Below are 26,557 nucleotides of genomic sequence, written 5' to 3'. Positions count from 1 at the left end.
TAAAAAAATTGTGGAAACAACAACTAAAATAAATGACTACTTAATGCCTGAAGGGCTGCTACTTTATTCTTCTGATCTACCAAAACGGAAATATTGTGTTTGCTGCCTCCGTAGGAAATCATTCGCAAAGGAATAGATTCAAGTGCTTCCAGTACCTTTTTAGCACTGCCTGCCGATTCGGATATAAAATCACCAACAATACAAATTATCGATTGATCCTGATCTATCTCTACAATACCAAACTTCAATAATTCCGATTCTATTTCAGAGAGATGAGTATCATCATCTATTGTGAGCGAAATGGCTACCTCCGAGGTTGTAATCATATCAATTGGAGTCTTGTATATCTCGAATATCTCGAACACTTTACGCAAAAAGCCATAAGCTAACAGCATCCTTCCCGATTTAATTTTTACTGCCGTAATCCCATCTTTTGCAGCAACTGCCTTAATTCCTTTTCCAACTAAATCGTCGGTAATTAGAGTTCCTTCGTCCGATGGACTCAGTGTGTTTTTTAAACGAACAGGAATACTAAATTGCTTGCATGGCATGATGCTTGAAGGGTGCATAATTTTAGCACCAAAATAAGCAAGCTCGGCAGCTTCGTCAAAAGACAATTGTTTAAGAGCTCTGGTATTTTCAACAAAGCGGGGATCGTTATTGTGAAAACCATCTATATCGGTCCATATCTGAACCTCGTCCGATTGTAGGGCAGCACCAATTAAAGAGGCAGAATAATCGCTTCCTCCACGCTTTAAGTTGTCAATTTCTCCATATGTATTTCTACAGATAAAGCCCTGAGTAATAAAAAGTTTATGGTTAGGATATTGAGCGAGTTCACGTTCCAGATTTTCTTTGATATAGTATGAATCAGGTTCTCCGTCCTTATCAATCCGCATGAAATTAAGTGCAGGAAGAAATATCGATTCAACACCAATTTCAGTCAAATAGTAATGAAAAAATGCAGTCGAAATTAATTCACCTTGTGCAAGAATTGCTTTTTCCTGCAGAGCTGTAAAACTGCGGTAAACAAAATTGCGGATGTAATTAAAATGAGATGTGATTAGCTCATTTCCTTTGTCTTTTCCATTTTTGCTTGTGAATAGTTCCTCAATTCGCACTCTGTATTTTGCTTCCAGCTCTGTGATTTTCTCATCAGCTTGTTCCATCTCCCGTTTATACAGAAGATCAGCTATCTCAACAAGAGAATTTGTTGTTCCGGCCATGGCTGACAGAACTATGATTCTGGATTCATCACTTTGAACCAGTTGTGCAAGATTTTTAATTCTTTCGGGCGATCCTACCGAGGTACCACCAAATTTTAAAACTTTCATTGATTAATATTTTAGTTTTGCCATTTCTTTCGGAAATGAATGATGTTTAAGCTAAAAACAATACTTTCAGCTTGTGGTTCTTTTATTTTCCTCAAAAAAAGCCTGCAGAATTTCTGCAGGCTTATATCTCTTATCCGATAGCTTCACATCAATTCACATCACATAACGTCAAAAACGTTTATTGCGTTTATAATGCTTCTTGTATTTTAATGCAATCGCCATCATTTATTTCTTTTTTTTATTTGACGGGGTAAAGTTGTGTAAAATTATTTATTAATCCAATTGAAATTATTCAATTTGTTAAAATATTAACTAATAAAGAAATAATTACACTAAAATAAGATCCCATTCCAGCCCCAGAAACCTCTGGGAACATCCATAAATTCAATATAAACCCGGTCTTTTGCGATCTCTAACTTTTCGGCAGCCAAACAAGCAAACTTATTGGATAGATCTTTTGTTTTTGTATCCGGCAAGCCAATACTTTTTAATTGCAGAAACAGAGAAGGCTCTTCACTTCCGCCAAGAGTCATTTCAACTTTTGGAGCAAATGCAGTCATTACATATTTCTCAGGTTTACTTAATTCTATCGATATTAAAGTTGAGCATTCTTTTAGGAAAATTTGTTGTTCTTTGCTTGAAAAGCTCTTGTTTGTCTGAACTTTTAAATAAGGCATAGCTAAAAGTTTTAAGATTAAAATTCTTCATGAATAATAACTGATGAGCACTAATTTATCAAGAAAAAATACTTGGTTAGAACGCTTAAGTTATTATTAAATAAGAGAACTACAAAATTAGGGAAATGCTTTTCTATTTTTTTTGCAGCTCTTTTTCAGCACTTTCTACTACTTTTTTAGAGTTTCCTACAAAAATTTTCTTTCCAATAATTATAACTGGTCTTTTTAAAAATGTGTACTCGTTCAATATATAATTTTTGTATTCTTCTTCGCTTAGATTTTTCTCTTTTAAATTGAGCTCTTTGTATTTAATTGCCCTTCGGCTGAACAAGCTCTCGTAACTGCCGGATAATCCGGCCATCAGATTTAGTTGTTCTTCAGTTATCTTTTCTGTTTTTATATCCTGTAGTATAAAACCGGCATCCGGATTTAGTTCTTTAATTATTCTCTTACAAGTTGAACAACTTGATAGATGGTATATTTTTCTCATAGTCCTTATTTATATTGTTACTGATTTGTGTTATTGGTAATAATCTGAATTATTTCTTCTGCCTGCTTTAGGTTTTTACTTTGCATTTGTAAGGCAAAGTATTTTGTGGAATAAGTCGTTTTTACTCCCTGCCATACTTCTTTAATTTCTTTTTTCTCAATTAAATCTTTACACATACTAAAAGGCAATAAACACAATCCATTGTTGTGCTGAATGGCATCGAGGATAGCATTCAAATTAGGGATCACGTATCTTGGTCTGAAATAAGGATACTTCTTAAAATTATCAGCCCAAAATGATTTTATGGTTTCCATTTTGTGAGAATAAGAATACCAATCTTGCTCGGAGAGCCACTTTTCGGCTTCATCCATCTTTCTTTCATATACTAATTGATTAAAAGGAATGGTATCTAAATTTTTACTGCTGATAAGAAGTAATTCTTCTTTGCAGAATGGAGCGTATCTTATATCCTTATAATTACTTTGATCTGTGGTGATGAGTAAGTCAAGTTGTTTTCGAAACAATTTATCCTGTAATTCTTCTGTTTCACCAAAAAGAAATTCTACATCCATTTCAAGTTGGTTTAAAATTGGGGCAAAGGCATAGTGGAATACTTCCAAGTACATTCCAACCTTTATTTTAGGCCTGTTTAATAGTGTTTTTCTCTTAAAATTCTCTTCGGTTTTTTCAAGTTGAATAATTGCTTCTTCAATCTGATTATACAATTGAATTCCATTAGGGGTAGGAAGCATTCTTCGTGGTTTTCGCTCAAACAGCTTAACTCCCATATAAGCTTCCAGCGAAGATAGTTGCTGACTAACACCAGGTTGGGTAATCAGCAGACTTTCTGCAGCGCCGGTTAAGGTGCCGCGTTCATAGATTGCTTTAAAGGTTCGGTACCATTCCAGATTCAACATATGATATAAATTATTTTATATAAATGTATAAAAAGAATAACTTTTTTTATAGAAGAACAGACTTTAACTTTGTTTAAATAATAAATAAGAACCATGAGTAGAGTTTTATTTGCAGTAACCAGCCATTTTAAAGATGCTTCCGGTTGGGAATCTGGTTGCTATGTGTTGGAAGTTGCAGTTCCGTATTTTTATTTGGTGAAAAACGGAGTGGAAATTGATTTTGTTTCTCCTAAAGGTGGAGCTGTTCCTGCAAAGCAATGCGATTTGGATGCCGCTAAAGTGAAATCTTTTTTTGCAGATAAAATGGCAAGTGAAAAATTTTACTCTTCAAAAGTTCCTGAGGAAATTGACTCAAATGACTATGATGCGATTTATTTTCCGGGAGGACATGGCGTTGTTTTTGATTTGCCAAATTGTGAAAAAATTGCAAAAATAGCAGGAGAAATCTACGATAAAGGCGGGGTTGTCTGTGCGGTTTGTCATGGTGGAGCAGGATTACTCAATGTAAAGTTAGCCGATGGTTCTTTCTTGATTGATGGCAAAAACCTGACTGCTTTTAGCAATAAAGAAGAGGAAGCAATAGGAATGGATCAGAAAGTGCCTTTTCTATTAGAGACAGCCTTGGTTGAAAAGGGCGCAAATTATTCTTGCGCTGCAAATTGGCAGCAATATGTGGTGGTTGACGGCAGATTAATCACAGGACAAAACCCTGCTTCTGACTTAGAAATGGCGAAAGAACTGGTGAAATTATTAAAGGAAAAAAATAGATTAACTAATACAACAAAATAAGATGGAAAATTTTGATTTTTACAATCCGGTAAACATTCTTTTTGGAAAAGGAAAAATTGCAGAAATAAACAAGCACATTTCTAAAGGTGCTAAGATTTTAATGACTTATGGTGGTGGCAGCATTAAGAAAAATGGTGTTTATGATCAGGTTGTGGATGCCTTAAAAGGTTATGAGATTATCGAATTTGGTGGGATTGAACCTAATCCTCATTTCGAGACTTTAATGAAAGCTGTTGAAATAGTGAAATCTGAAAAGATAGATTTTCTTCTTGCAGTAGGTGGCGGATCTGTTTTGGATGGAACAAAATTTATTGCGGCGGCAACCTACTTTGAAGGCGATGCATGGGATATTTTGGCTAAGCGGGCGCCAATTACCAAGGCTGTTGAGTTAGGTGCAGTTTTAACTTTGGCTGCAACAGGTTCCGAAATGAATAATGGAGGTGTTGTTACAAAAGCTGCAACAAAGGAAAAAAAGGCATTTGGAAATCCATTGCTGTTTCCAAAATTTTCAGTTTTAGATCCTGAAACAACTTATTCATTGCCGAAGAGACAAGTCACTAATGGTATTGTAGATGCCTATGTTCACGTAATGGAGCAATATCTCACTTATCCGGTAAATTCTCCTGTTCAGGATCGCTTTGCAGAGGGAATACTTCTCACTTTGTTGGAAGAAGGACCAAAAGCCTTGGCTTCGGATACTCCTGATTACGAGAACAGAGCTAATTTAATGTGGGCAGCTACTATGGCTTTAAATGGTTTAATTGGAATGGGTGTGAAAAGCGACTGGGCAACGCATATGATTGGTCATGAGCTGACTGCTTTTCATGGTATTGATCATGCCGTGACTTTGGCTATTGTTTTGCCGGGATTACTGACCCAATTAAAAGAAAAGAGAAGTGAAAAATTGCTTCAGTATGCAGAAAGGGTTTGGAACATTACCGAAGGTTCTGATGAGGAGAAAAAGGCTCTCGCAATTGATAAAACAGAGGCATTCTTCAATCAGGTTGGAATTAAAACCCGTTTGAGCGAACACAATGTGGGACAAGATAGTATTGATGTTATTGCCAATCGTTTCGAAGAAAGAGGTTTTGTTGGCATGCTTCCTGATGTTGAGGTAAAGGATGTTGCTGAAATTCTTGTATCTAGGTTATAATAACTCCATATAATTCACATTGTATGGTTTAAAGCAATATTACAAATATGAGTAAGAGGGTGTCCAAAATTAAGGACATCCTCTTTTTGGTTTATAAGTTCAAAAAGATTTTTTTTAGCAGACTACTGCTAATTCAAATTTACAATGATTTAACAAGTCAAAAATTAATTTAAATCATGAGTGAAAATTTTATTTTTAGAAGAAATCTTGATCTTTCCGGCAATTTTAGTCAAACAGAAGCCTGTTGCACATAAGCCAAATTCAAGGCTTGCACTATTTAATCCTTTCATTGCAAGTCTATTAAACCCCTTATTTTATTTATTCAAATACAGCTTAAGGTTTTTCATGTCTTTTGCTCCTGTGTTTTAGATCTTTATCATTCATCAGATTCTCTTTGGAGGTTCTAAGTTTGTAATTTATTTCGATGGTTCTGCGGCTATATCTTTGTTTCTAGAAAAAATGAGATGAGTAAGTTTTAACATGTGAATATTGACAATTGTATGGTTTTTTTATGCGAATGTTGTAAATTAAATGATTAAGAGTGTGTTGTGAATATTGAGACATGTTGAAAGAAAAATAATCTACCGTTAAAATTAAAGGGATAATGGAAACAAATAACTTTGAAAACATCGAAAATTTTCTCTTGGAAGAATGTGCAGCAATGGTAAAGTATCTTGCGGGTGAAGGATTATTAATGCCATCAGATGTAACTAAATTAATGAATCAAAATTTAGAAAATGGCAAGAGTCTTAAACTGGAAAATAAAGAGATTTTGGAATTGCACAATCATTTATCGGCAAAAGTATATCCCGCTCAACCAAAAGCAATTAGTCTGCTTTATCGCGAAGCTCAAAAAAAGAGTTTGTTTCGTCTTTTTGGTCCTGTGGGGCTAATAAGACGTTTGATGTTAACTACAATTTTATCTTTGGCTTGTTTTATTATTGTAGGTTTATCACCAAGTGTTAATTCTGATTCTGTTCTAAAGGGAATTTTAGATGATCATGGATGGGAGTTGTTGCTTAATATTATTTTTTTTCTTTCAGCAGCAGCGCTTGGAGCATGTTTTAGCAATCTATTTCAGGCCAATAAATACATCATTCAAGGAAATTATGATCCGAAATATGAAAGTTCATATTGGATTCGTTTTGTTTTAGGACTTATAGCAGGTTTAATGTTGGCCATTTTATTTCCTGATTTGGTAACTTTGGAGACACAACAAAATTCAGATATTCGTTTCTTTACGGTACCTCTAATTGCAATGCTTGGAGGTTTTTCTGCATCTCTTTTCTATCGAATAATGAATAGAATGGTAGTTACTGTTGAAACTTTATTGGTTGGTCAAACTTCTAAAGAGGAAGATGGTAAAACATCTGAAATTAAAAAGAAAGAACAATCAGTTATAGATAAAAAGCAAATTGTAGAAGAATTATTAAGTTTAAAATCACAAGTGAAAGAAGGTGATGTAGATGGAAAAATAAGCAAAACAATTGATAATATTTTAATGAATTGAAAGTTGTTGATTTTTTCAGAAGTTTTATAAAATGAAAAGACACAGAACCGGGCCACTTGTTGAAGGTTGTAGTTCTGATTAAGGATAATAATTAAAGTATATATGCGTTTTTTGACTTGAAAATAAGAGAACGCATAATTTAAAAATCAGCATACAATATTGGTTTAAATTTTTCACCCGGATATAAGCATAAATAGTCATCTGTTTTAAAATTGAATATCGCGCCAATATGAAGTGTTCAATTTTGAGTTGAGATCCATTCCGCATCTTTTCAGCTTTTAATGTTATTAAAACATTAATTTTTTTTCATTAATTTTTTATTTGTAAGTCTATGTCGTATGTTTGCGTCATTAGAAATAAGGAGGATTGATATTTGTTAAAACTATGAGGAAATTAGATTTATTCGAAAAAGGCCAACAAGAAATAGCTGCAATTGCAAAAGTAATGTCACATCCGGCACGAATTGCAATTCTGCAGTTTTTAGCTGCAACACCAACTTGTATCTCAGGTGATATTTCTGACTTTCTACCGCTGAGCAGAACTACTGTTTCTCAGCATTTAAAAGACTTAAAACATGCCGGTTTAATAAAGGGAGAAGTAGAAGGCTTAAAAATCAAGTATTGTTTGAACAAAAAAGGGATTGAAAAAATGAAGCAATTATTTGGTGATCTTTTGGAGGAAATAACTCCTGAAGAAGAAAAGAATTGTTCATAAATAAGTAATATAAATCAGAATGGGAAAAGAGCAGACAGAATACTGAGATGCACTCATATCTAAGTTTTCGCATCTCTAGTTAGAAATATGAAACGACTTTATAAAAGAGTTGCTCGCAGGAGAGTGAGCGTAACTTGGAAGTTGCATATGACAATTAAAAAACAAATTATAAGCATATGAAACGTTCATGCCAAAGTGATTTTGACACACAGAGAGATGATTGTCTCAGCATGGTAAGTTCCATATGACAATTAAAAAACAAATTATAAGCATATGAAACGTTCATGCCAAAGTGATTTTGACACACAGAGAGATGATTGTCTCAGCATGGTAAGTTCCATATGACAATTAAAAAACAAATTATAAGCATATGAAAGTATTGGTTTTGTGTACCGGAAATTCATGCAGAAGCCAAATGGGTGAAGCAATTTTACGTGAAATTAACCCTGAATTGGAGGTTGTTTCGGCAGGTACTAAAATTGCAGATCGGGTACATCCTTTGGCAGTGAAAGCTATGGCTGAAATTGGAGTTGATATTAGCTCATTTCGCCCAAAAATGGTCGATGAATTCTTGAAAGATGGAGTTGATTTTTTAATCTCAGTGTGTGGTGGAGCAAAAGATGCTTGTCCTGCATTTACTGGACCAGTTGGAACCCGGTTACACATTGGATTCGACGATCCGGCTTATGCCGAGGGAACTGAAGAAGAAATTTTCAATGTATTTAGAAGAGTACGTGATGAAATCCGCAGGGATTTCGCAAAATTTAATGAGGAATACATCCTAAAAAAAATAAAACATGGGAGCTTTAAATAAGAAATTATCGTTTTTAGACAGATATCTTACCGTATGGATATTTGCGGCGATGGCAATTGGTGTTGGAATGGGGTATTTTTTTCCTGCCATGTCTGGATTTTGGAACAAATTATCGGTTGGAACCACGAATGTTCCAATTGCCATCGGATTGGTGATCATGATGTATCCACCACTTGCAAAAGTAAAATATGAAGAACTAAAGGATGTTTTCAAAAACCGGAAGATATTGATTCTCTCTTTAGTGCAGAATTGGATCTTGGGACCCACTTTGATGTTTGCTTTGGCTATTATTTTTCTTCAGGATTATCCAGAATACATGACAGGATTAATTATGATTGGTTTGGCCAGATGTATTGCGATGGTAATTGTTTGGAATGATTTGGCAAAAGGAGATCCTGAATATGCCGCGGGTTTAGTAGCTTTTAACAGCATCTTTCAGGTATTGTTTTTCTCTGTTTATGCCTATGTATTTATCACTGTGCTGCCCGGATATTTTGGATTACAAGGTTCTGTAGTTGATGTTTCCATGGGAGATATCGCAGAAAGCGTAATGATTTATCTGGGAATTCCATTTTTTGCCGGAATGATTACCCGATATTTCGGAATTAAAGCAAAAGGCAAGGATTGGTATCAGAAGAAATTTATACCTAAAATAAGCCCTCTTACCTTATTTGCCTTGCTGTTTACCATTTTTGTGATGTTCTCGTTAAAAGGAGAATACATTGTTCAGTTGCCATTTGATGTGGTTCGAATAGCGATTCCTTTGGTCATTTATTTTGTGATCATGTTCGTAATTTCCTTCTTTATGGGAAAGAAATTTAAAGCAGGATATGCCAAAACAGCTAGTTTATCTTTTACAGCAGCCAGTAACAATTTTGAATTGGCCATCGCAGTAGCCATTGCCGTTTTTGGTATCAATTCGGGTGTTGCATTTGCCGCAGTTATTGGGCCACTGGTTGAAGTGCCGGTATTAATCGCCTTGGTAAATGTTTCGCTGAGATTAAAAGACAAGTACTTTAAAGGGAAAATAGATGTTGTTAAGTGTGCTGATAATTAATAATTAACAAAATCTTATCAATAAAAAAAAGTCACGGCTCGTATGGAACCGTGACTTTTTTTATGCTTTAATCATATTGAATACAATCGGTAATATTCCTTATATTTGAAATACAAAAAAACAATTATATGATTAAACCTGGATTGAAAATAGGCATACTCCTTACCCTTATATTGGTTTTGCCTTCCTTGTTTTTCTCTGCATACGAGATCAGTAACATCAATCAAAATGAGGCAGTTATTGATTCTGTCTATTCCAGTCAGTTAGAGTCCATTCTGTTTTCTGTCAATCAGTATTCCGATGATGTGATCAGTGGTTGGGCCAATCAGCTTGATAAAGGAAAATATGGTATCGAAACAGAAATAAAATTATTGGTGTCTAAAAATTATTCGATAGATGCTTTTTTTCTGATCGATTCTTTAAAATATCAACTCTTCGCGAAAGAAAAAATTCCTGAAGACAGCATCATGATTCTCAAAAGGAATCTGGAAAATGCTTTTACCAATAATGCGGGCAATGTTGAAAGATTACAAGAATACATTAAAAGCGGTTATCAGAAAATAGGTGTTCTGGACTTTAACAGGAAAGGAAAAAGTCTGTTTGCGTTTGCAAGAACTGTTGATTCTTTATCCGTGGAAACGCTTTTACTGCTTGTTGACACCGAGAAGTTTATTAAAGAAAATCTGGGGCCTAAAATTCAGGGAATTGCACAAGATCAGTTTTTTATTTCGGTGATTGATAAAAAGTTGAATACTGAAATTTATTCCAATGTTGTTTTCGATGAAGGTGAAAAGAATATTCAGCAACGCAGACAGATTTGGCTGTTCCCGGCTTACGATTTGGGCATTCAGATGAAAGGAAATACCATTGAGGATTTAGTACGTGAAAGAACAAATACCAATATAATTATGCTGATTGTGATGGATCTGATTCTTTTGTTGGGCGCCTGGTTAGTTTATCGGAACATCCGACAACAAATGAAGCTGACCCAATTGAAATCGGACTTTATATCTAATGTATCGCACGAAATAAGAACGCCGTTGGCACTGATAAATATGTATTCGGAGACCTTGGAAATGGGACGTCTGCCATCTGAAGAAAAAAAGAAGGAATACTATAAGGTGATTAACACCGAGGCCAACCGTTTATCGAACATGGTGAATAATATCCTCAATTTCAGTAAAATTGAAAGCGGTAAACGGGAATATCATTTTAAGGAAGCGGATATTAATGACGAAATAGAAACAATTCTCGAAAATTACGGACAGCACCTGCATAAAAAGGGCTTTGAAATTAAATTTGAAGCTTTCGATGAGTTACCAAAGCTAATTATTGACAAGGAAGCCGTTTCCGAAGCAATTATCAACTTGATTGATAATGCTGTAAAATACTGTGGCGAGACCAGGAGGATTGAGATTAAATGCCATACCGACCTGGAGTTTGCCTATATAAATGTGATCGATTTTGGAATAGGGATTTCGAAAAAAGATCAGCCCTTGATTTTCGATAAATTCTATAGAGTGAGCTCGGGTGATTTGGCCAATAAGGTAAAAGGCTCGGGAATCGGATTGAGCATTGTAAAGCACATAATGGATGCTCACAACGGGCAGATAACGGTTCAGAGTTCAAAAGAGGGTGGAACTTGTTTCACGCTAAGTTTTCCTCTGAGATAGAAAAATGAAAGATTTGAAATTGTAAACACATGAAACGTCCATGTATAAAGCTTTCTACACACAGGGAGATGATTATATGGTAAGTTTCATCTGACAAAAACTTAAAATTATAAACAGATGAAACCAATATTAATTGTGGAAGACGAGCCCGGCATGTTAATGGGATTGAAAGATAATATGGAGTTTGAGGGATATCAGGTTGATGTTGCCGATGATGGCGAAATTGGACTGGATAAAATCTTAGGAAATGAATACTCTCTGGTGCTTTTGGATGTAATGCTTCCAAAAATTTCGGGATTTGATATTTGTAAACAAGTCCGAAAAAAAGGAATTGCGACTCCAATAATTCTGCTGACAGCAAGAGGCGAGGAGATCGATAAAGTTTTAGGATTGGAGTTTGGCGCTGATGATTACATAACCAAACCATTTAGCTTGCGCGAATTATTGGCACGAATACGTGCAGTGTTAAGGCGTACCGAAAACAGGACAGAAAGCAAAGCTAATCATTCAGTTGAAATCGGAAAATTATCAATCAATTTTTCTTCTTTCGAAGGATTTGTCGATCAGCAGGAAGTGAAAATGTCGCACAAAGAAGTTGAGATATTAAACTATTTGTGGGACAACAAGAATACAATTGTTAGTCGTGATGATCTTTTGGATCATATCTGGGGAACGGATTATCAGCCAACATCCCGAACCATTGATAATTTTATATTGAAGCTAAGGCATAAGATTGAGCAGGATCCAAATCATGCAAAAATAATACTAACCGTGCACGGTGTTGGCTATCGTCTGGTGGTTTAGGAAAGTCGAACAGTCTGGAAAAGTCAAAAGGTCTTGAAAAGTCGAAAGGCAAAAGGAATATTTATTGCACTGTGCTTTAGCTCGGTGTTTGTAAAAGTAAAAGGGGAAACAAGTTTTGTAAATCAAGCAACAGAGTTGCGTAGTCTTTGTAGAAGAAATGAAATTAATAAAGAAGGTACAGCGTACCGTAATTTAATAGGAATTGTAAATATCTATTGCCGCGTGCTTTAGCTCGGGTTTTGTGAAAATAAAAAGCTGAAAATAAAAATCCCCTTTAGAGAATTTAGGAGTAGTTTTGTAATGGCAAAAGGTCGGTAAATAGAACTATTAGATAGCTTTATCATCTTAAAATACAACTGATGACAATTGATGACATCTTATAACCCGGGGGTGACACAAATGATTTTTCAGCAGCCTAATTTTACCAATAGAAAGTTAAGATAGATGGAATGGTGGGCGTACGACTCCATTCTCTTTTAAAAACTAAAACGATTGGTAACTTAAAAATTAGGATGATGAGAACAATAAGAACAGCATTTTTCGCATTGGTATGTTTACTGTTAGCTGCAAATTTGGGAATGGCAACAACTCCCGATAAACAAAAAATAGAGAAAGAGAAAAGTATTTTACTGGATAAAATCCATAAATCAGTGTCACAAACAAATTTTGCAGATGTAATCGACCCTGGAGAATCTGAATTAATAGTTTTGCGTTGCACAATAAATGAAAACAATCAGGTTGTGGTGAGTAAAGTAATTGGTTTTAATGAAGAACTGAAAAAAGCCGTTCGCAAAACAATGGAGGATTCAAGAATTAAGGCGATTCCCGGTCTGGTTGGTGAAGAATTAGCCCTTAAGGTTAAATTTAAAATGCTGAGATGGTAGACCGGAAGTGTTTGTATAAATTAGAGGAGATAAGAAATGAATAGTATGATCTATAAAAGCCAAATTTTGAAAGGATGTATTCTACTTCTGTTTTTGATTTTTCAAGTGGGTACGATACAATCCGAGAATCTGAAAAGTTTGGTGAACCTGGAAGGGAACTGGAAATTTTCAATTGGGGATGACCCTGCAAGAGCCATCCCTGATTACAATGATTCCGATTGGAAAAATGTATTTGTTCCCAATAGCTGGGAGGATAATGGCTATGAAGATTACAATGGTTTTGCCTGGTATCGTAAAAGTTTTCAAATAAGGGAGGCCTTTAACCGAGAGTACCTTTATTTATACATGGGTTATATTGATGATGTGGATGAGGTGTACCTGAACGGGAAGCTAATAGGCGCATCGGGTAATTTTCCGCCAAGAATGAAAACGGCATACAATATTCCAAGAATGTATCCTGTGCCAACAAATTTGCTTCGTAAAGGAGGCACTAACGTAATTGCAGTGCGGGTTTATGATGGAATTCACAATGGAGGAATCACACAAGGACCAGTTGGTATTTTTATAGATAAAGATCAGGAGAGAATGGATATAGACCTAACGGGCTACTGGGATTTTGAATGCGGAAACTCTGTTGATCAAGGAAATTTAAAGTGTGTAACTTATCGAAAAGGAAAAATATTTGTTCCCGGATTTTGGGAAGCCCGAGGTTATAATGATTTAGACGGGAAAGCCAAATATACTAAAGAATTCAACTATCCATCAGATAGGAGCACTTCAGGAAAAGCATTGATCTTGGGAGTGATTGACGATGAGGATGTAGTGTGGCTGAATGGAGAGAGAATCAAATGGATGGGGTACAAAAGAGGTAATAATTGGCATGATAATTCGTACCACAGCACTTTTCGGGCTTATCCAATACCCAAAGGCGTATTGAAGAGCAGTGGCATGAATGTGATAGAGGTGATGGTTAAAGATTATACCGGACCAGGTGGAATTTATCGGGGGCCAATCGGGATTACCGATATCGAACTGGCTGAGGAAATGGTAAAAAGAGAACACAAGAACAACCGATCGAATCTGGAGAAGTTTTTTGATTATTGGTTTGATTAATTACTGCAATAATTTTGGGGCTGTACAATAGCCTAAACTGCTTTGTAAATAGTGCAAATAAAGAAAATATGAATAGAATGGGTGAGCATATAATTCAATGGATGAAGTTTCTGTTTGTAATGATGGTTGTTTGTGTATTTAACAATGAAATTATAGCGCAGGATTATCAGAAAGTGGTTGACTTAAACGGTCGTTGGGAATTCTCAATTGGAGACAATCCGAATTGGGCAGATCCTAATTATGATGATTCCAACTGGGAACGGGTTGATGTTCCCTCGGCATGGGAGAATCAGGGATTTCATGGTTACGATGGATTTGCATGGTACAGAACCAGTTTTAGTTATTCGGCATCGCTAAAAGGTCAGAGTCTGTTTCTTAAATTGGGAAATATTGATGATGTGGATGAAGTTTTTGTGAATGGAATACGAATCGGACAATCGGGCAGTTTTCCTCCCCGTTATTCTACCGCTTACAATTCGAACCGGATGTACAATATTCCTTCGGCCGTTTTGCGAGGTAATAATGTAATAGCTGTTCGTGTTTACGATGACGTAGGAGAAGGAGGCATTGTTCGTGGTGATATCTCTGTTGTAGTAGACCGCGATGCAATACCCGTTGATATTGATTTACAAGGCAAATGGAAGTTTAAAACGGGGCGTTATGCGCATGAAGATCTGCAAAATGCATCCAATTGGGATGATATTATTGTTCCCGGATTTTGGGAGAATCAGGGTTATAAAAATTACGATGGATATGCCTGTTACGTTCTCGACTTTAATGCCAATGATAAGTTTTTGGCAGAGAGAATGGTTCTTGTTTTGGGCAAAATTGATGATCTCGATCAGGTAATTGTAAACGGAGTGTTGGTTGGCCAATCCGGTGAATTTGATCCTTCAACGGTGCAGCATTATTCAAATACTTATAAGCAGTTAAGAGGTTATTATCTGCCTGTAAATCTGATTAAAAAAGGAGCAAACAGAATTGTTGTGCGTGTTTACGACGCCACACAGGGAGGCGGAATCTATACCGGTTCCATTGGCTTAATTTCACAAGATCATTACATCAATTACTGGAACAGCAGAAGAAGACGAAACTAATTATCACCTTTAATTAGAATTTACGCTTGAAGAAGTGAAAGATCTCCTGTAAGAATCAAAAGTCATTTATGTGGAATTAGTAACGAATAACAACAGATAAATGATATGAAGTGCATCGTTCTGAAAAATATGATATTATGGCAAAGAAACAAATAAAACGAATACTCAGAATAGCATTTATTCTTGCAAGCATATCCTCTTTGTGGTTCGTACCATGGATTTTGGTAAAGGCTTGGATTTTGCCACTGCCTGATACGGTTCAGGAACAAGTAAATGAAGCCATTGATCATGGATTTGATGGAATGATTGTTTATGTAGATCAAGCCGGGAAGCCACCGGAATTTTATGCCGCAGGCTGGCATGACCGAAAAAACAAAATTCCTGCCTGCCCGCAGGCATTATTCAAAATTGCCAGCATTACCAAGCTATACATCGCTGTTGCTGTTGCTAAATTAGTCAAAGACGGACGTTTGTCCTTGGATAAAACACTCGCTGATTACTTTCCGGAACTTGCGGGAAGAATTGAAAATGCTGATAAAATTACCTTGAGAATGATGGTGCAGCATCGAAGTGGCATTCCCAATTTTATAGACCATCCTGATTATTGGAAAAAACCGCCCAAAAACAGACAGGAAACACTTGAATACGCACTGGACTTACCCGCAGACTTTGAACCAGGTGAAGATTATGGCTATTCAAATACCAACTATATGTTGATTGAGGATCTTATTGATAAAGTGCTTGGTTATAGTCATCAGCAATATATCAAGGAGGAAATTTTGATTCCTCTCAAACTCAACAATACCTTCGGTTCGCTTCATGATGTGGATATAGATGATGTGATGAGTGGCTATTATGTTGGAGTTGAAGAGGATCTAAAAACAGAATATACAGGTTTAATGCTGGCAACAGCAGAGGATGTGGGTAAATTCTTAAGAGCTTTAAATGATGGTTCAGTGTTTAATGAAGGGGAACAGGAAATTTATTCTTCTATTTACGTGTACGAACATACAGGTCTGCTTGTTGGCTATCAGAGTATTGCCAAATACCACAAAGACATTGATACAGTTGTCATTCAATTTAATAATACAACCAACTTTGATGGATACGACTGGAATTTAGCGGAAATTGTATACAATCGTATTGTAAAAATAGTGAGAAGTAAAAAAAGCTCGTAATAATATATCGAAACAATAATCGAAACAGCTGTAAATTCAACGGTAGCAGTCGGCTTTGTTTTTTTTCGTAACGTGAAAGAAAAGTGCCGTGCAATCAGCAACGCAGCATTCAATTTGCCCTTAGGCAAAATTTTAGCAGATACGAACAGTTAATGGAATATTTAATCAGACATATTGAAGACTACGCCAAGTTAAGTGAGTATGAAAAAGAAAACATGCTGCTTTTCGTAAAAAAGAGACATTTTGAGAAAAACGAAATAATTTTTAGCGAAGGAAAAATAGCAAATGAAATATACTTTGTAACCAAAGGCTGTGTTCGTTTATTTTATAATGTTGATGGGAAAGACCGGACTGCTTTCTTTTACACCGATGGTCAATTTATTTGTGCAGGAGAGAGTTATACATACAATGTTCCGGCAAGAGAAAATTATCAGGCAATAGAAAAAACTGAGATTTATGTTTTCGATAAAACCAATATTGAAAAATTATTGGAAGTATCTTCAAAATTTGAGTTAATTGCCCGAATTGCCACTGAAAATGAATTGATAGTCTGTCAACGAATTATTGCTTCATTTGTCACAAAATCGGCCGAAGAAAGGTATATTGAACTTTTGGAGACTAATGGGGAATTATTTCAACGTGTTCCGCAGCAATACATCGCTTCTTTTTTGGGCGTTTCACCTGAAACGTTAAGCAGGATAAAAAAAAGAGTATTATCCAAAGGAAATTCTTGACGAACATCAAGAGCAAAAAAATGCTCATTCTATATTTTTGAAAAAAAATAAATTATGGAAAAGCAAAGAATATTATTAGCTGGAGCAACAGGCTATCTGGGGCAATACATAACCAAAAAATTAGTATCAGATGGGTATGATACAAGCATTATTGTTCGCGATAAGACAAAAGTTCAATTGGAGCATGATAATTTGAAAATAGTTGAGGCTCAAATAACTAATTCTGAAACACTAAAAGGTATTTGCAGCGATATAGACATTGTAATTAGTGCTGTTGGAATCACCCGTCAAAAAGATGGCCTTACCTATATGGATGTCGATTACCAGGCAAATGCAAACTTAATTGATGAAGCCAAAAAAAGCGGAGTGAAAAAATTCATTTATATATCGGTTTTAAACGGAGAAAAGCTTAGGAACTTAAAAATTTGTGAAGCCAAAGAAAAATTAGGCGATTATTTGACATCTTCGGGATTGGATTTTTGCATCATCAGACCAAACGGATTTTTCTCTGATATGGGCGATTTTTTAAAAATGGCAAAAGGAGGAAAAGTTTATCTCTTTGGCAATGGGAAACTAAAACTAAATCCGATTCACGGTGAGGATTTAGCAAAAATAGTGGTGGGTGCTATAAGTCAGACAACAAAAGAAATTAATGTTGGAGGTCCCGATATACTTTCACAAAATGAAATTGCAGAATTGGCGCTGAAAGCTTATTCGAAGCCGGTAAAAATAGTCCATCTTTCAGATTGGATAAGAAAATTTGCTCTTTGTGCTGTTCGAGCAGTTACTAACTCAAAAACATACGGGCCTATTGAATTTTTTATGACAGTAATGGGAATGGATATGCAGGCACCACAATACGGCAAACACAAATTAAAAGACTTTTTTAACGAACAGGTAAATAAAAACTTAGCCTGACATTTTGTGTGAAGAATGGTGTGAAAAGTGCTGAATGTCAATTTTTGCAGTTCGTTCAGATTTCATTGCAGATGGAAGGAAAACGACTGTGTAATCTGCCGTTGTCCGGCCAATTAACCAGACAATGGCATGGTTCTAAACAGAAATTTTAAGCTGATTTTAAGTTTTGCTTAAGCCAATTTAAAAGAGGAAGTACTAATATTTGTATAAACTTTTAAAAACTGAAACGATGTTTACAGCGACACATTTACATGCAATGATTGTTCATTTCCCGGTTGCCTTGGTATTGGTGGCATTTGTATCGGAACTAATTGGACTTATATTTAAGAAACAATTTTATCTTCAGGTTTCGTTTTATATTATAGTATTGGCAGGTTTAGGGGCTGTTGCAGCCTATCTTACAGGCGATGCTGCCGGCGATGGTATGGATGGAGGCTCTTTACAACGGGCACTGGAGGCTCATGAAGAATCTGCAGCCTTTACTCTATGGTTAACCATGGCAGCGGCGGGAGTAAAAATTGTTCTCTATTATATTAAAAATGAAATGCGTTGGCTAAAAATTCTGGCTTTTACTTTATTGTTCGCAGCTGCCGGTAGTGTTGCCCGTACAGGTTATCTGGGCGGTCAGTTGGTGTTTAAACATGCAGCAGGTGTCGAATTAGGTATTGGTAATTTTGATACCTTACAGAACGATGAGGAGGATGATTAGTCCATTTTGGTAGAACGGCTTGATGAAAATGAAGAATAATGTGTAATACTTAAACAAAACATATGCGAATTTTATTAGTCGAAGACGAAACCTCCATTTCCAATTTCCTTAAAGATGGGCTGGAAGAGGAGGGTTTTGCTGTTGATGTGGCCGATAATGGAAAAACAGGTCTGCAGTTAGCTCTGGATAATCTGGAAGAATATGATACCATAATTCTTGATTGGATGCTGCCAGGTATGAGCGGAATAGAAATATGCCGGAATATTCGTAAAGAGAGTCATGTGGTACCGGTTATTTTCCTTACTGCGCGTGATACCACCGACGATGCTGTTTTTGGGCTTGAAGCCGGGGCCAATGATTACATTCGGAAACCTTTTGCCTTTGACGAATTACTAGCGCGGATTCGGGTACTGATGCGCGGAAAAAGCGGAGAAAATTCGGTCTTTCGATACAAGGAGATCATTCTCGATGTAGATTCGCACCGTGTAAGTAAAGCCGATGAAAATGTGGAACTGACTCAAAAGGAATTTGCCCTGCTTGAGTTTTTACTGCGCAACAAGGGGAAAGTAAGTCGGCGCACCCGCATCATCGAGAAAGTGTGGGATATACATTTCGATTATGATACCTCGGTAATTGATGTGTACATCAATGCACTCCGCAAAAAACTCGATGATAAAAACAGCGAATCGTTTATTGAAACCATTCGGGGAGTTGGATACCGTATAAATGAGGAAGCATGAACCTGCATTTTAAAAACCGGATAGCCCTTTTTAATACCGTTGCAGCTGCCATTACCATGTTGGTGGTATTCGCTGCGGTGTATGCTGTGGTTTACATCACTACGTACCGGCACCTCGATAGCAATATCCTGGAAGAAAGGGCGGAATTGTTTTCGCAGATAAGCACTGTTGGTGATTCTCTGGTGTTTAGTCTGAATGCCGAGTGGGAAGAGATGGAACACAATAGGGCAGAAGTGGATCCCATTTTTTTACAGATGGTGGATGACCGGGGAACTGTGATCTTTCATTCGCGGAATTTAGAGAACGATAAGTTGCAGTTTGCCGATTCCCTGACTGAGGAGCTGTTTTTTAATGTAGAGTTTAACGGGAAAAAGATCCGGCAGGGACAATTTCCCATCAAAACTGAAGGTGGTAAAATAATCGGACAACTCGATATTGGAATTTCCCAGGTCGATTCCATATTAATTCTTACCAATCTGCGGAATACCTTTTTTGCAGCGTTTCCGCTGATGTTATTGTTTTTTTACGGGGTAACATCGCTGGTGGCATCTCGAAGTATAGCTCCTGTTAAGCAGTTGATTGCTTACGCTGAAAAAATGAATTACAACAATATTGATCCACGTTTACCTTTGCCGGTTCATCACGACGAAATTTACCATCTTACGACTACTATTAATGCCCTGTTGGAACGAATTGAAACCGGACGCAGCCGTGAGAAACAGATTACAGCAGATATTTCGCACGAACTGCGCACGCCGCTTACCAGTATTAAAGGAACTCTGGAAGTACTTATCCGCAAAACCCGGGAACCGCAGCAATACGAGGAAAAAGTGAGGCAGGTAATTCTCGAAGTTGATTCGATAAATCATATTATTAATCAGTTGCTTTATTTAGCCCGGTTGGATTCGGGAAATCTCTCAATTGTTAAGAAACCTGTTAATCTGTATGATATGCTGCTTGCCGTTAAAAACAGATGGCGCCTGCAGATGAACAGCAAGCAGATGATTCTGAAATTGGATATTCCGGAGGATACAGTGGTTCAAGCCGATTTTGGATTGCTTGAAATGATTATGGAGAATCTGGTTAGCAATGCTGTTAAATACGGATACAAACAGGGGCAGTTGGTTTGTAACTGGCAGGCCGATACCGGAATTTTATCGATTAGCGACAACGGACCTGGCATTCCGCAGGAACATTTGCCTCATATTTTTAATCGTTTTTACCGGGTAGACGTTCCCGGAAGTACTTTGGTGCAAAGTACCGGATTGGGATTGTACATTGTTAAAATGCTTGCCGGTATTCAGGGAATACAAATACAGGCAGACAGTCAGATAAACCGGGGAACTCAATTTCATCTCCATTTTAATGGATAATTTTTAAGCTGATTTTAAGAAAGGCTAAAGGAAGCTTTAATGGTATGCGTGCCATATTTGCATTGTATATTATTAATTAAAACAAAAAAGAGAATAAAAATGAAAAAGCTTTTATCCTTATCAGCATTAGCCGTAGTGATCGGCATCCTCAGTTCATGTAACACAGGAAACAAAAAAGAGACAAAATTACAAAACCCCGTAGCTGCCGAAAGTAAAGAAAAGCAGATAGCACCTAACGAAGCCAAGGCAAAAACAATGGCAGATCTGCAGGATGCATTTAAAGGGGAAACCACGGCATCAGCCAAATATGCAGCTTATTCTAAAAAAGCGGAGCAGGAGGGAAATCATAACATCGCTTTGCTGTTTGCAGCCGCATCGAAGGCCGAAAAGGTGCATGCCAATAATCATAAATCTGTTATTGTGGAATTAGGAGGAGCAGTTCCAAACATCACACCTGAATTTACGGTAAAAACAACCGGCGAGAATCTGCAGGATGCCATTGAGGGGGAATCGTATGAAGTGACTACCATGTATCCTGATTTTTTGCAGGATGCGGCCAACTCGAAAACCCAATTGGCACAAATAAGTTTTAATTACGCCTTCGAGGTAGAGAAAAAACATCAGGCAATGTACAGGAATGCTTTGCTCGCACTTAATAACAACACCGTGAACGAATTGCCCAATGTTTACTATATATGTCCTACCTGCGGAAATACCTACGACCAAACACCTTCTGAACGTTGCGGTATTTCAATGACCGGTTCCGAAAAATTCATTAAAATAAACAGTTTATAATTTATACAGCAACACACAAACAAGGTCCGGCAGAATGCACCAATGTATTCTGCCGGACTTAATTGTATTTCTATACCAAATCAAAACATGCCTTATAAAAAGTTTCTTTTCAGCTATATCTTCGTTAAAAAAGATGTATCGTAACATGGCTGTGCTTTACTTTTTTGCCTCGATGCAGCTAAAAATTAATTCATTTCCCATGATCCAAATTCAACAACTCCCTGAAAAAAATTAAGAATTCAGATTTGTTTGTAAAATGGGATCATATCTACAATAAAAAAAATCCTGACGAGCATTTACGCCGTCAGGATTTTACTATTCCGCTTGGGGAAAATCCCCGGTTTTTCATTGTGCAATCAACAAAATCAACGAATTGATCACAGCTGACTGTTTGCTGGTTTTCTTGTTCTTTGTTCCTTTCTCCTTTTTACTTGAAACTTGTTCACTCTATTTAATCTCTTTAACATTCTCCTTAAGCGATTCCGAAATCAGCTTTTTCAGACGTAAAGTTTGCTCCTCCAGTGCTCCTTGTTTTTTAGGATCGTACAAGTGTTTGTACTTGCATTCCACAAGGTCGTATTTCAGGTTATCCATTGTTCCGGTTACATTCAGTCCCAATCGAACAGGTAGTGGAGTATCTGTTACCGATATGTGATAGTTAAAGCTGTTATCCATATTATGACGTCCCGAAATAACAGCTTTGTACTTGTCCATTACAATAAGGAAAGGATACAAATCAATTTCGTCTTTAAACAGAGTCATTTCAACACTAAGGCTGTCTATCACATTTGCTGTTTTTTTCTTAAACAGTAGTTTTTTAGCAATCATGTCGAAAGTTTCGGTATCCATAAGGGTTAGTTCCTGTCCCTGAAAAGCCGCCGCACCACGAATTGTAGATTGTTTCAAAGAATAATCGCTCTTAAGATAGGTTTCTCCGGCCAAATGAAATTCACCTTTCCCTTTGAATGATTTCAGCATGGGAATCATTGTATCAACAGAAGGAATCAGAGCAATTAATTCAGCAATATCAATATCTAAAAGGTGAAAGTCGATGCCGCTAAAGAGGTGGTTTTTTCTGTCGGAACGGTACATGGCCGTTAACTGCATGTTGGCAGCCCGGCTGGTGAATCCCATCTGATCGAGAATAAGAGTACCATCTTTTACAGTTAGTCCTCCTTTAATGTTTTCGATTACATTATTATTTACTAAAGTCTTCGCAATTGTTGTGTTCAACCGAATTTCGACACCTTTTGGCACCATAAACGGATCGTCTTCGGGGGCAGTATCTTTATTGCCGGCAAGAGTTGAATCCTGACTGCCCATGCCGTTAAAAATGTCCATCAGCTGATATACATCGGTATTTTTAGAGACCAAATTAAAGTTTCCTTTCAGCAATGCCTGATCGTTTAAATAGTTGGAGATGTCGGTAAGCTGGCCCGTAAGGCTAAAGTCGGAATTGCCCAAAGTTAAAGCCGCTTTTTGAATCTCCATCGTGTCTTGATTAAGTGTAAACGAGATGTTGGGAATTTTACCCTTTAGCTGTTCACTCAAATCATAAACTGCATCGGAGAAACTGATTGCCACTTCGGGCTGCCATTTAAGAATGATATTATTTTGCGAGTCGTCGTACTTCAGATTCGTTTTTGCATACAGCTTTTTAGCATCAAACAGAATAGAGTCTTTGCCGGCTACTGCAATTTCATCACTGTTAATTGTTGAATTGATAAGAGCAATCTCTTGTTTTCCGTTACGGCCTGGAACGTATTCGAATCGTCCGTTTGCATTGTTTGCGCTAACCGATAAAGTATCCGACACAGCAGTAAGACTGCCCAATTTAAAAATACACGACGTTATGGGTGCCGGGGCTCCTTTTGCCGGATGATTGATATCGACAGAAAGCTCAAGATTCTCAGTCACCGCACTTACAGTAGGAGATAGGTGCATTGTAAAGTTCGGAGCATCCATTTTGATGTTTGCAAACAGAAGGTTTTTGTCTGCTCTGGCTTGGCTCGGTAAAGTAAGCTTAATTTTTGCCGAAGGGAGATTTACCTTTGTCGTGTCGTTATAAACGGCATCAAAATCCCGGGTGTTGAAATCGCCGGTTAAATAGATACGGTGATATGCCTCCTGATCCAAATCAGACTGAGAAAACCGGGTATGCAGATTTCCATTTACCCAACCCCGAACAATTACATTCTGATCTTTGGGTACAAACGACTGAAAATCGGCCAGGTTAACATCACCCTTCGAATAGATGTCGTAGCGGGTCGTTTCCAATATGTCCGATATATTTCCTGCAACAGAAACTTTGCTGTTTCGTATTTTGGCAGAACTGCTGTTTACAGTGATATCCGAAGTCTGGTTTTTATTTAGATCTACCTTCGCCGACATCGATAATTTGATATCCTTCACTTTTGGATAGGCTGCATAGTTAATTTCGCCCTTATTGTACTCTATGTTTGTGTTTACAAGAGGGTAACTTGTGTCAGAATACAGGCCAGTTACCGATCCGGATAATTGTGCATAACCCTTAGCAATCAGATCTTTTAGCGGAGCCGAATAGGCTTTGGGAACAAGAGCCATAATTTTTTCGATATCCAATTCGTTGGTCGAGTAGTTTATGTTGGTGGCAATCGAATTATCGGACTGTATTTTTACAATCCCGCTGCATACTACTTCTTGCTCATTGTTCACAATCAGTTTTGCCTCTTTTAAATCAAAACTGTTTTCGGCGATGTTTACAGCACATGGCAGATGTGTGTCCAATTTCATGTTTGTTAAAATTGTATCGCCAGCCATAGCGAGAAACAATTCCTTACAAACAAGCTTTGCATCGGAATTGAATCGGTTTTTGTCCGCAGCCTTCAAAGTCATTTTCAGATCGCAGTTTTTGGCATCAATACGAAGAGCCATCGAGTCGGATGTTGTAAACAGCAATCGGCTGACTTGCAGATCCAAATCAAAAGACTGTTTCCCCTTGGTATATACAAAGCCGAGCGCAGCATTTCCGTTGATAACAGCAGCCTTTCTAAATGTAGTCTCATCCGCATAATTGGCATTAAAATTTGTAAATTCTACATTGCTGATGTCGATATCACCCAACGAAGAGGCTTCTGAATCAGCTTCTGCTGCATCGGAACTGCTTTTAAAAATATCGAAATTAGACTGCCCGGATGAGTCTGTTTTGAAATTCAAATACCCATTTTCAACCAAAAACGGGTTAAGCTTTATATCGCCGTGGAATAAATACGACTTAACATTTAGCGAGGCAAAGCATTTTTTAGCATACAACAGAGTATCTGTTTTCACAGAATTGTTATTTCCGGTTAAACAGAGATTTGTCAGCTCTATGCCAAAAAACGGATAGGTACTAAAAAAAGTGGGTTCAACTTTTTCGATGACCGTATTGCAGGCTAAATAATTTTTTGCCTGTTTATTAACTATTGGTGTTAATTTTTCTGGCGTAAGAACATACCACAAGGCTATTGCTGCAGTTATTATTCCTACAAAAACCAGTACCAGTAAAGCTATTCCTGCCTTTTTTACTATCCGCATTTTACTATTGTTTGCTAAATGATTTTGTTTTTCCGTAAGCGTCTTCGTACTCTAATGATGATGCCGTTAAATTCGTAATGGTGTATACTTTAGGAACGTTACCGCCATTTTCGATAATGTGGATCTGCTCCAGCTGATCTTTTGTTATTGTCCAGGTAAATTTCTGAGCTTCTGATTCCTTAACATCATCGGCAGTATCCCAGGTAGCACCCGATTTGTCAGAGTCGTATCTTTCGAACAAAGTCCCGCTTTTCCATTTGCCGATAATTAATGACTCATCAAAACTGGGGTGAGTTTCTTCTTCAGAACAAGAGGTTGAGAAAAGTGCTGCTGCAGCAATGCATAAAAAAAATAATGTGATCCGTTTCATATGTTTATAATTTGTTTTTTAGTTGCCATATGGAACTCCCAAATTACACTCATTCTCCTGTGTGTAACACTTTTCGTCGGGTCGTTTCATATGTTTATAATTTGTTTTTTAGTTGTTATATGGCTTGTCCTGAATTTTTCAGGAGAACTTACTATTATCAATAATCATGCCTTTGTGTGTAGCACTTTTTACAGGGGCGTTACACCTGTTCGTTACTTAAAATAAACTTCAAAAATAATACTTTATTGTTGCAAAATGCACGAAACAGTATTTGGTTATTATGAAATATTATTTTCCATAGTTTCAGTATTTGTTTTCGAACTGCTAAAGCATGAAATATAAATGATTGAAGAAATGAAAATGATGCTTAGCAAAGCATCTATTGCAGTTTGGCTTAAGCCAACTGACAGCAAGAAATTAGTAAATAGGCTTTAGCCACATAAAATACAATAGGAGTAATAGGCAAACTAAGCTTTGGACCAATCTGCCAATTGCTTAGTTTACCAATACAAATTCCATGTGCTGAATTATAAGAAATAAAATGATGCTAAAGCAAAAGATGAGAAACTTTTAAATTCAGTTGGCTAAAGCCGAACTGCAATGGATAAAAAAATACAAAGCATTTCCTGATGTAAGGAGCAAAGTTGAGTGTTTATTGTGATTGTTTTCAAACAACAGATAACCAGGAATTAAAATGATTGAAGAAATAATATGATACTTAGTAAAACATCTATTGCAGTTTGGCTTTAGCCAACTGATAGCAAGAAATTAATAAATAGGCTTTAGCCACATAAAAAACAATGGGAGTAATAGGCAAACTAAGGTTTGGACCAATCTGCCAATTGCTTAGCTTACCAATACAAATTTCATGTGCTGAATTGCAAGAACTGAAAATGATGCTAAAGCAAAAGATTGGCATATTTTGAATTCAGTTGGCTAAAGCCAAACTGCAATGGATAAAAAAAGTACAAAGCACTTACTGATGAAAGGAGCAAAGGCAAGCATTTATTGCAATTATTTTTGAGCAAGGGATGTTTTGACCCCTGATATCCTAGAGTTTTATTCTATTTTTTAATTTTCATTTTATAGAGTGATTCAGGCTCTGTCAAAATTTAATACTACTAAGCTGCTTTCCCTCGCTTTTTAATTAAATGCTGAT

The 26,557-nt window shown here is 36.8% G+C and carries 25 protein-coding genes; 18 read left to right on the top strand and 7 right to left on the bottom strand.

Features of this window, described 5'->3' with window-relative positions:
- Window positions 1-23 precede the first annotated feature (23 nt).
- The 4 genes from GQR60_RS19105 to GQR60_RS19090 form a co-directional block, all read right to left on the bottom strand.
- Window positions 24-1,334 (bottom strand): aspartate kinase, encoded by a 1,311-nt coding sequence (locus GQR60_RS19105; protein WP_124994476.1) that lies wholly within the window; start codon window positions 1,332-1,334, stop codon window positions 24-26.
- Between the two features lie 332 nt (window positions 1,335-1,666).
- A complete protein-coding gene (locus GQR60_RS19100) occupies window positions 1,667-2,011 on the bottom strand; it encodes a phenylpyruvate tautomerase MIF-related protein (protein WP_124994475.1) in 345 nt (114 codons plus the stop codon).
- Between the two features lie 133 nt (window positions 2,012-2,144).
- The gene (locus tag GQR60_RS19095; protein WP_124994474.1) at window positions 2,145-2,501 is read right to left on the bottom strand and encodes an arsenate reductase family protein; all 357 of its coding nucleotides are present in this window, start codon (window positions 2,499-2,501) and stop codon (window positions 2,145-2,147) included.
- 17 nt (window positions 2,502-2,518) lie between these two features.
- Window positions 2,519-3,418, bottom strand: a complete 900-nt coding sequence (locus GQR60_RS19090; protein ID WP_124994473.1) for a LysR family transcriptional regulator — start codon at window positions 3,416-3,418, stop codon at window positions 2,519-2,521.
- A gap of 93 nt (window positions 3,419-3,511) precedes the next feature.
- Here GQR60_RS19090 and GQR60_RS19085 point away from each other — a divergent pair, with 93 nt between their 5' ends.
- Both GQR60_RS19085 and GQR60_RS19080 read left to right on the top strand, forming a co-directional pair.
- The gene (locus GQR60_RS19085) at window positions 3,512-4,207 is read left to right on the top strand and encodes a type 1 glutamine amidotransferase domain-containing protein (RefSeq protein WP_124994472.1); all 696 of its coding nucleotides are present in this window, start codon (window positions 3,512-3,514) and stop codon (window positions 4,205-4,207) included.
- Window position 4,208: 1 nt separating this feature from the next.
- Entirely contained in the window at window positions 4,209-5,360 is a 1,152-nt protein-coding gene (locus GQR60_RS19080) for an iron-containing alcohol dehydrogenase (RefSeq protein ID WP_124994471.1), read from the top strand.
- 164 nt (window positions 5,361-5,524) lie between these two features.
- Here the strand turns inward: GQR60_RS19080 and GQR60_RS20255 are convergent, their stop codons facing one another.
- Window positions 5,525-5,650 carry a hypothetical protein gene (locus GQR60_RS20255; protein WP_262885280.1) on the bottom strand — a complete coding sequence of 42 codons (126 nt, stop codon included), beginning with the start codon at window positions 5,648-5,650 and terminating at the stop codon, window positions 5,525-5,527.
- Window positions 5,651-5,964: 314 nt separating this feature from the next.
- Here GQR60_RS20255 and GQR60_RS19075 point away from each other — a divergent pair, with 314 nt between their 5' ends.
- The 16 genes from GQR60_RS19075 (at window position 5,965) to GQR60_RS19000 (ending at window position 21,473) form a co-directional block, all read left to right on the top strand.
- Window positions 5,965-6,870, top strand: a complete 906-nt coding sequence (locus GQR60_RS19075; RefSeq protein ID WP_124994470.1) for a hypothetical protein — start codon at window positions 5,965-5,967, stop codon at window positions 6,868-6,870.
- Between the two features lie 384 nt (window positions 6,871-7,254).
- Complete coding sequence (locus GQR60_RS19070) at window positions 7,255-7,584, top strand: ArsR/SmtB family transcription factor (protein WP_124994469.1); 330 nt, start codon at window positions 7,255-7,257, stop codon at window positions 7,582-7,584.
- A gap of 370 nt (window positions 7,585-7,954) precedes the next feature.
- A complete protein-coding gene (locus tag GQR60_RS19065) occupies window positions 7,955-8,398 on the top strand; it encodes an arsenate reductase ArsC (RefSeq protein WP_124994468.1) in 444 nt (147 codons plus the stop codon).
- Entirely contained in the window at window positions 8,382-9,455 is a 1,074-nt protein-coding gene (arsB, locus tag GQR60_RS19060; protein WP_124994467.1) for an ACR3 family arsenite efflux transporter, read from the top strand. The genes GQR60_RS19065 and arsB overlap by 17 nt, the downstream gene beginning before the upstream one ends.
- A 128-nt stretch (window positions 9,456-9,583) precedes the next feature.
- Window positions 9,584-11,128, top strand: coding sequence for a sensor histidine kinase (locus GQR60_RS19055; RefSeq protein ID WP_124994466.1), 1,545 nt, complete (start codon window positions 9,584-9,586; stop codon window positions 11,126-11,128).
- Window positions 11,129-11,245: 117 nt separating this feature from the next.
- Window positions 11,246-11,932: a response regulator transcription factor gene (locus GQR60_RS19050; protein WP_124994465.1), complete on the top strand. Its 687-nt coding sequence runs from the start codon at window positions 11,246-11,248 to the stop codon at window positions 11,930-11,932.
- A gap of 515 nt (window positions 11,933-12,447) precedes the next feature.
- Entirely contained in the window at window positions 12,448-12,816 is a 369-nt protein-coding gene (locus GQR60_RS19045; RefSeq protein WP_124994464.1) for a hypothetical protein, read from the top strand.
- A gap of 45 nt (window positions 12,817-12,861) precedes the next feature.
- Window positions 12,862-13,929, top strand: coding sequence for a beta galactosidase jelly roll domain-containing protein (locus GQR60_RS19040; RefSeq protein WP_160463527.1), 1,068 nt, complete (start codon window positions 12,862-12,864; stop codon window positions 13,927-13,929).
- Between the two features lie 68 nt (window positions 13,930-13,997).
- Window positions 13,998-15,026 (top strand): beta galactosidase jelly roll domain-containing protein, encoded by a 1,029-nt coding sequence (locus GQR60_RS19035; protein ID WP_124994462.1) that lies wholly within the window; start codon window positions 13,998-14,000, stop codon window positions 15,024-15,026.
- Between the two features lie 137 nt (window positions 15,027-15,163).
- Window positions 15,164-16,204: a serine hydrolase domain-containing protein gene (locus GQR60_RS19030; RefSeq protein WP_124994461.1), complete on the top strand. Its 1,041-nt coding sequence runs from the start codon at window positions 15,164-15,166 to the stop codon at window positions 16,202-16,204.
- A 152-nt stretch (window positions 16,205-16,356) separates the two neighbouring features.
- Window positions 16,357-16,938, top strand: a complete 582-nt coding sequence (locus GQR60_RS19025) for a Crp/Fnr family transcriptional regulator (protein ID WP_124994460.1) — start codon at window positions 16,357-16,359, stop codon at window positions 16,936-16,938.
- A gap of 54 nt (window positions 16,939-16,992) precedes the next feature.
- Window positions 16,993-17,856: an SDR family oxidoreductase gene (locus tag GQR60_RS19020; protein WP_124994459.1), complete on the top strand. Its 864-nt coding sequence runs from the start codon at window positions 16,993-16,995 to the stop codon at window positions 17,854-17,856.
- 229 nt (window positions 17,857-18,085) lie between these two features.
- Window positions 18,086-18,565 carry a DUF2231 domain-containing protein gene (locus GQR60_RS19015; RefSeq protein WP_101311337.1) on the top strand — a complete coding sequence of 160 codons (480 nt, stop codon included), beginning with the start codon at window positions 18,086-18,088 and terminating at the stop codon, window positions 18,563-18,565.
- A 62-nt stretch (window positions 18,566-18,627) separates the two neighbouring features.
- Window positions 18,628-19,305: a response regulator transcription factor gene (locus GQR60_RS19010; protein WP_124994458.1), complete on the top strand. Its 678-nt coding sequence runs from the start codon at window positions 18,628-18,630 to the stop codon at window positions 19,303-19,305.
- On the top strand, window positions 19,302-20,678 hold the full coding sequence (locus tag GQR60_RS19005) for a sensor histidine kinase (RefSeq protein WP_124994457.1): 1,377 nt from the start codon (window positions 19,302-19,304) through the stop codon (window positions 20,676-20,678). Before GQR60_RS19010 ends, GQR60_RS19005 begins: the two co-directional genes overlap by 4 nt.
- Before the next feature lie 99 nt (window positions 20,679-20,777).
- On the top strand, window positions 20,778-21,473 hold the full coding sequence (locus tag GQR60_RS19000) for a rubrerythrin family protein (protein WP_160463526.1): 696 nt from the start codon (window positions 20,778-20,780) through the stop codon (window positions 21,471-21,473).
- A gap of 447 nt (window positions 21,474-21,920) precedes the next feature.
- Here the strand turns inward: GQR60_RS19000 and GQR60_RS18995 are convergent, their stop codons facing one another.
- A complete protein-coding gene (locus GQR60_RS18995) occupies window positions 21,921-25,028 on the bottom strand; it encodes an AsmA-like C-terminal region-containing protein (RefSeq protein ID WP_124994455.1) in 3,108 nt (1,035 codons plus the stop codon).
- Between the two features lie 4 nt (window positions 25,029-25,032).
- Complete coding sequence (locus tag GQR60_RS18990; RefSeq protein WP_101311342.1) at window positions 25,033-25,398, bottom strand: hypothetical protein; 366 nt, start codon at window positions 25,396-25,398, stop codon at window positions 25,033-25,035.
- Window positions 25,399-26,557 lie beyond the last annotated feature (1,159 nt).

This window comes from Labilibaculum euxinicum (assembly GCF_009795715.1).
GTDB classification, from domain to species: Bacteria; Bacteroidota; Bacteroidia; order Bacteroidales; family Marinifilaceae; genus Labilibaculum; species Labilibaculum euxinus.
Note: the sequence above shows the minus strand (reverse complement) of the source record. Positions and strands in the feature narration are given on the sequence as shown.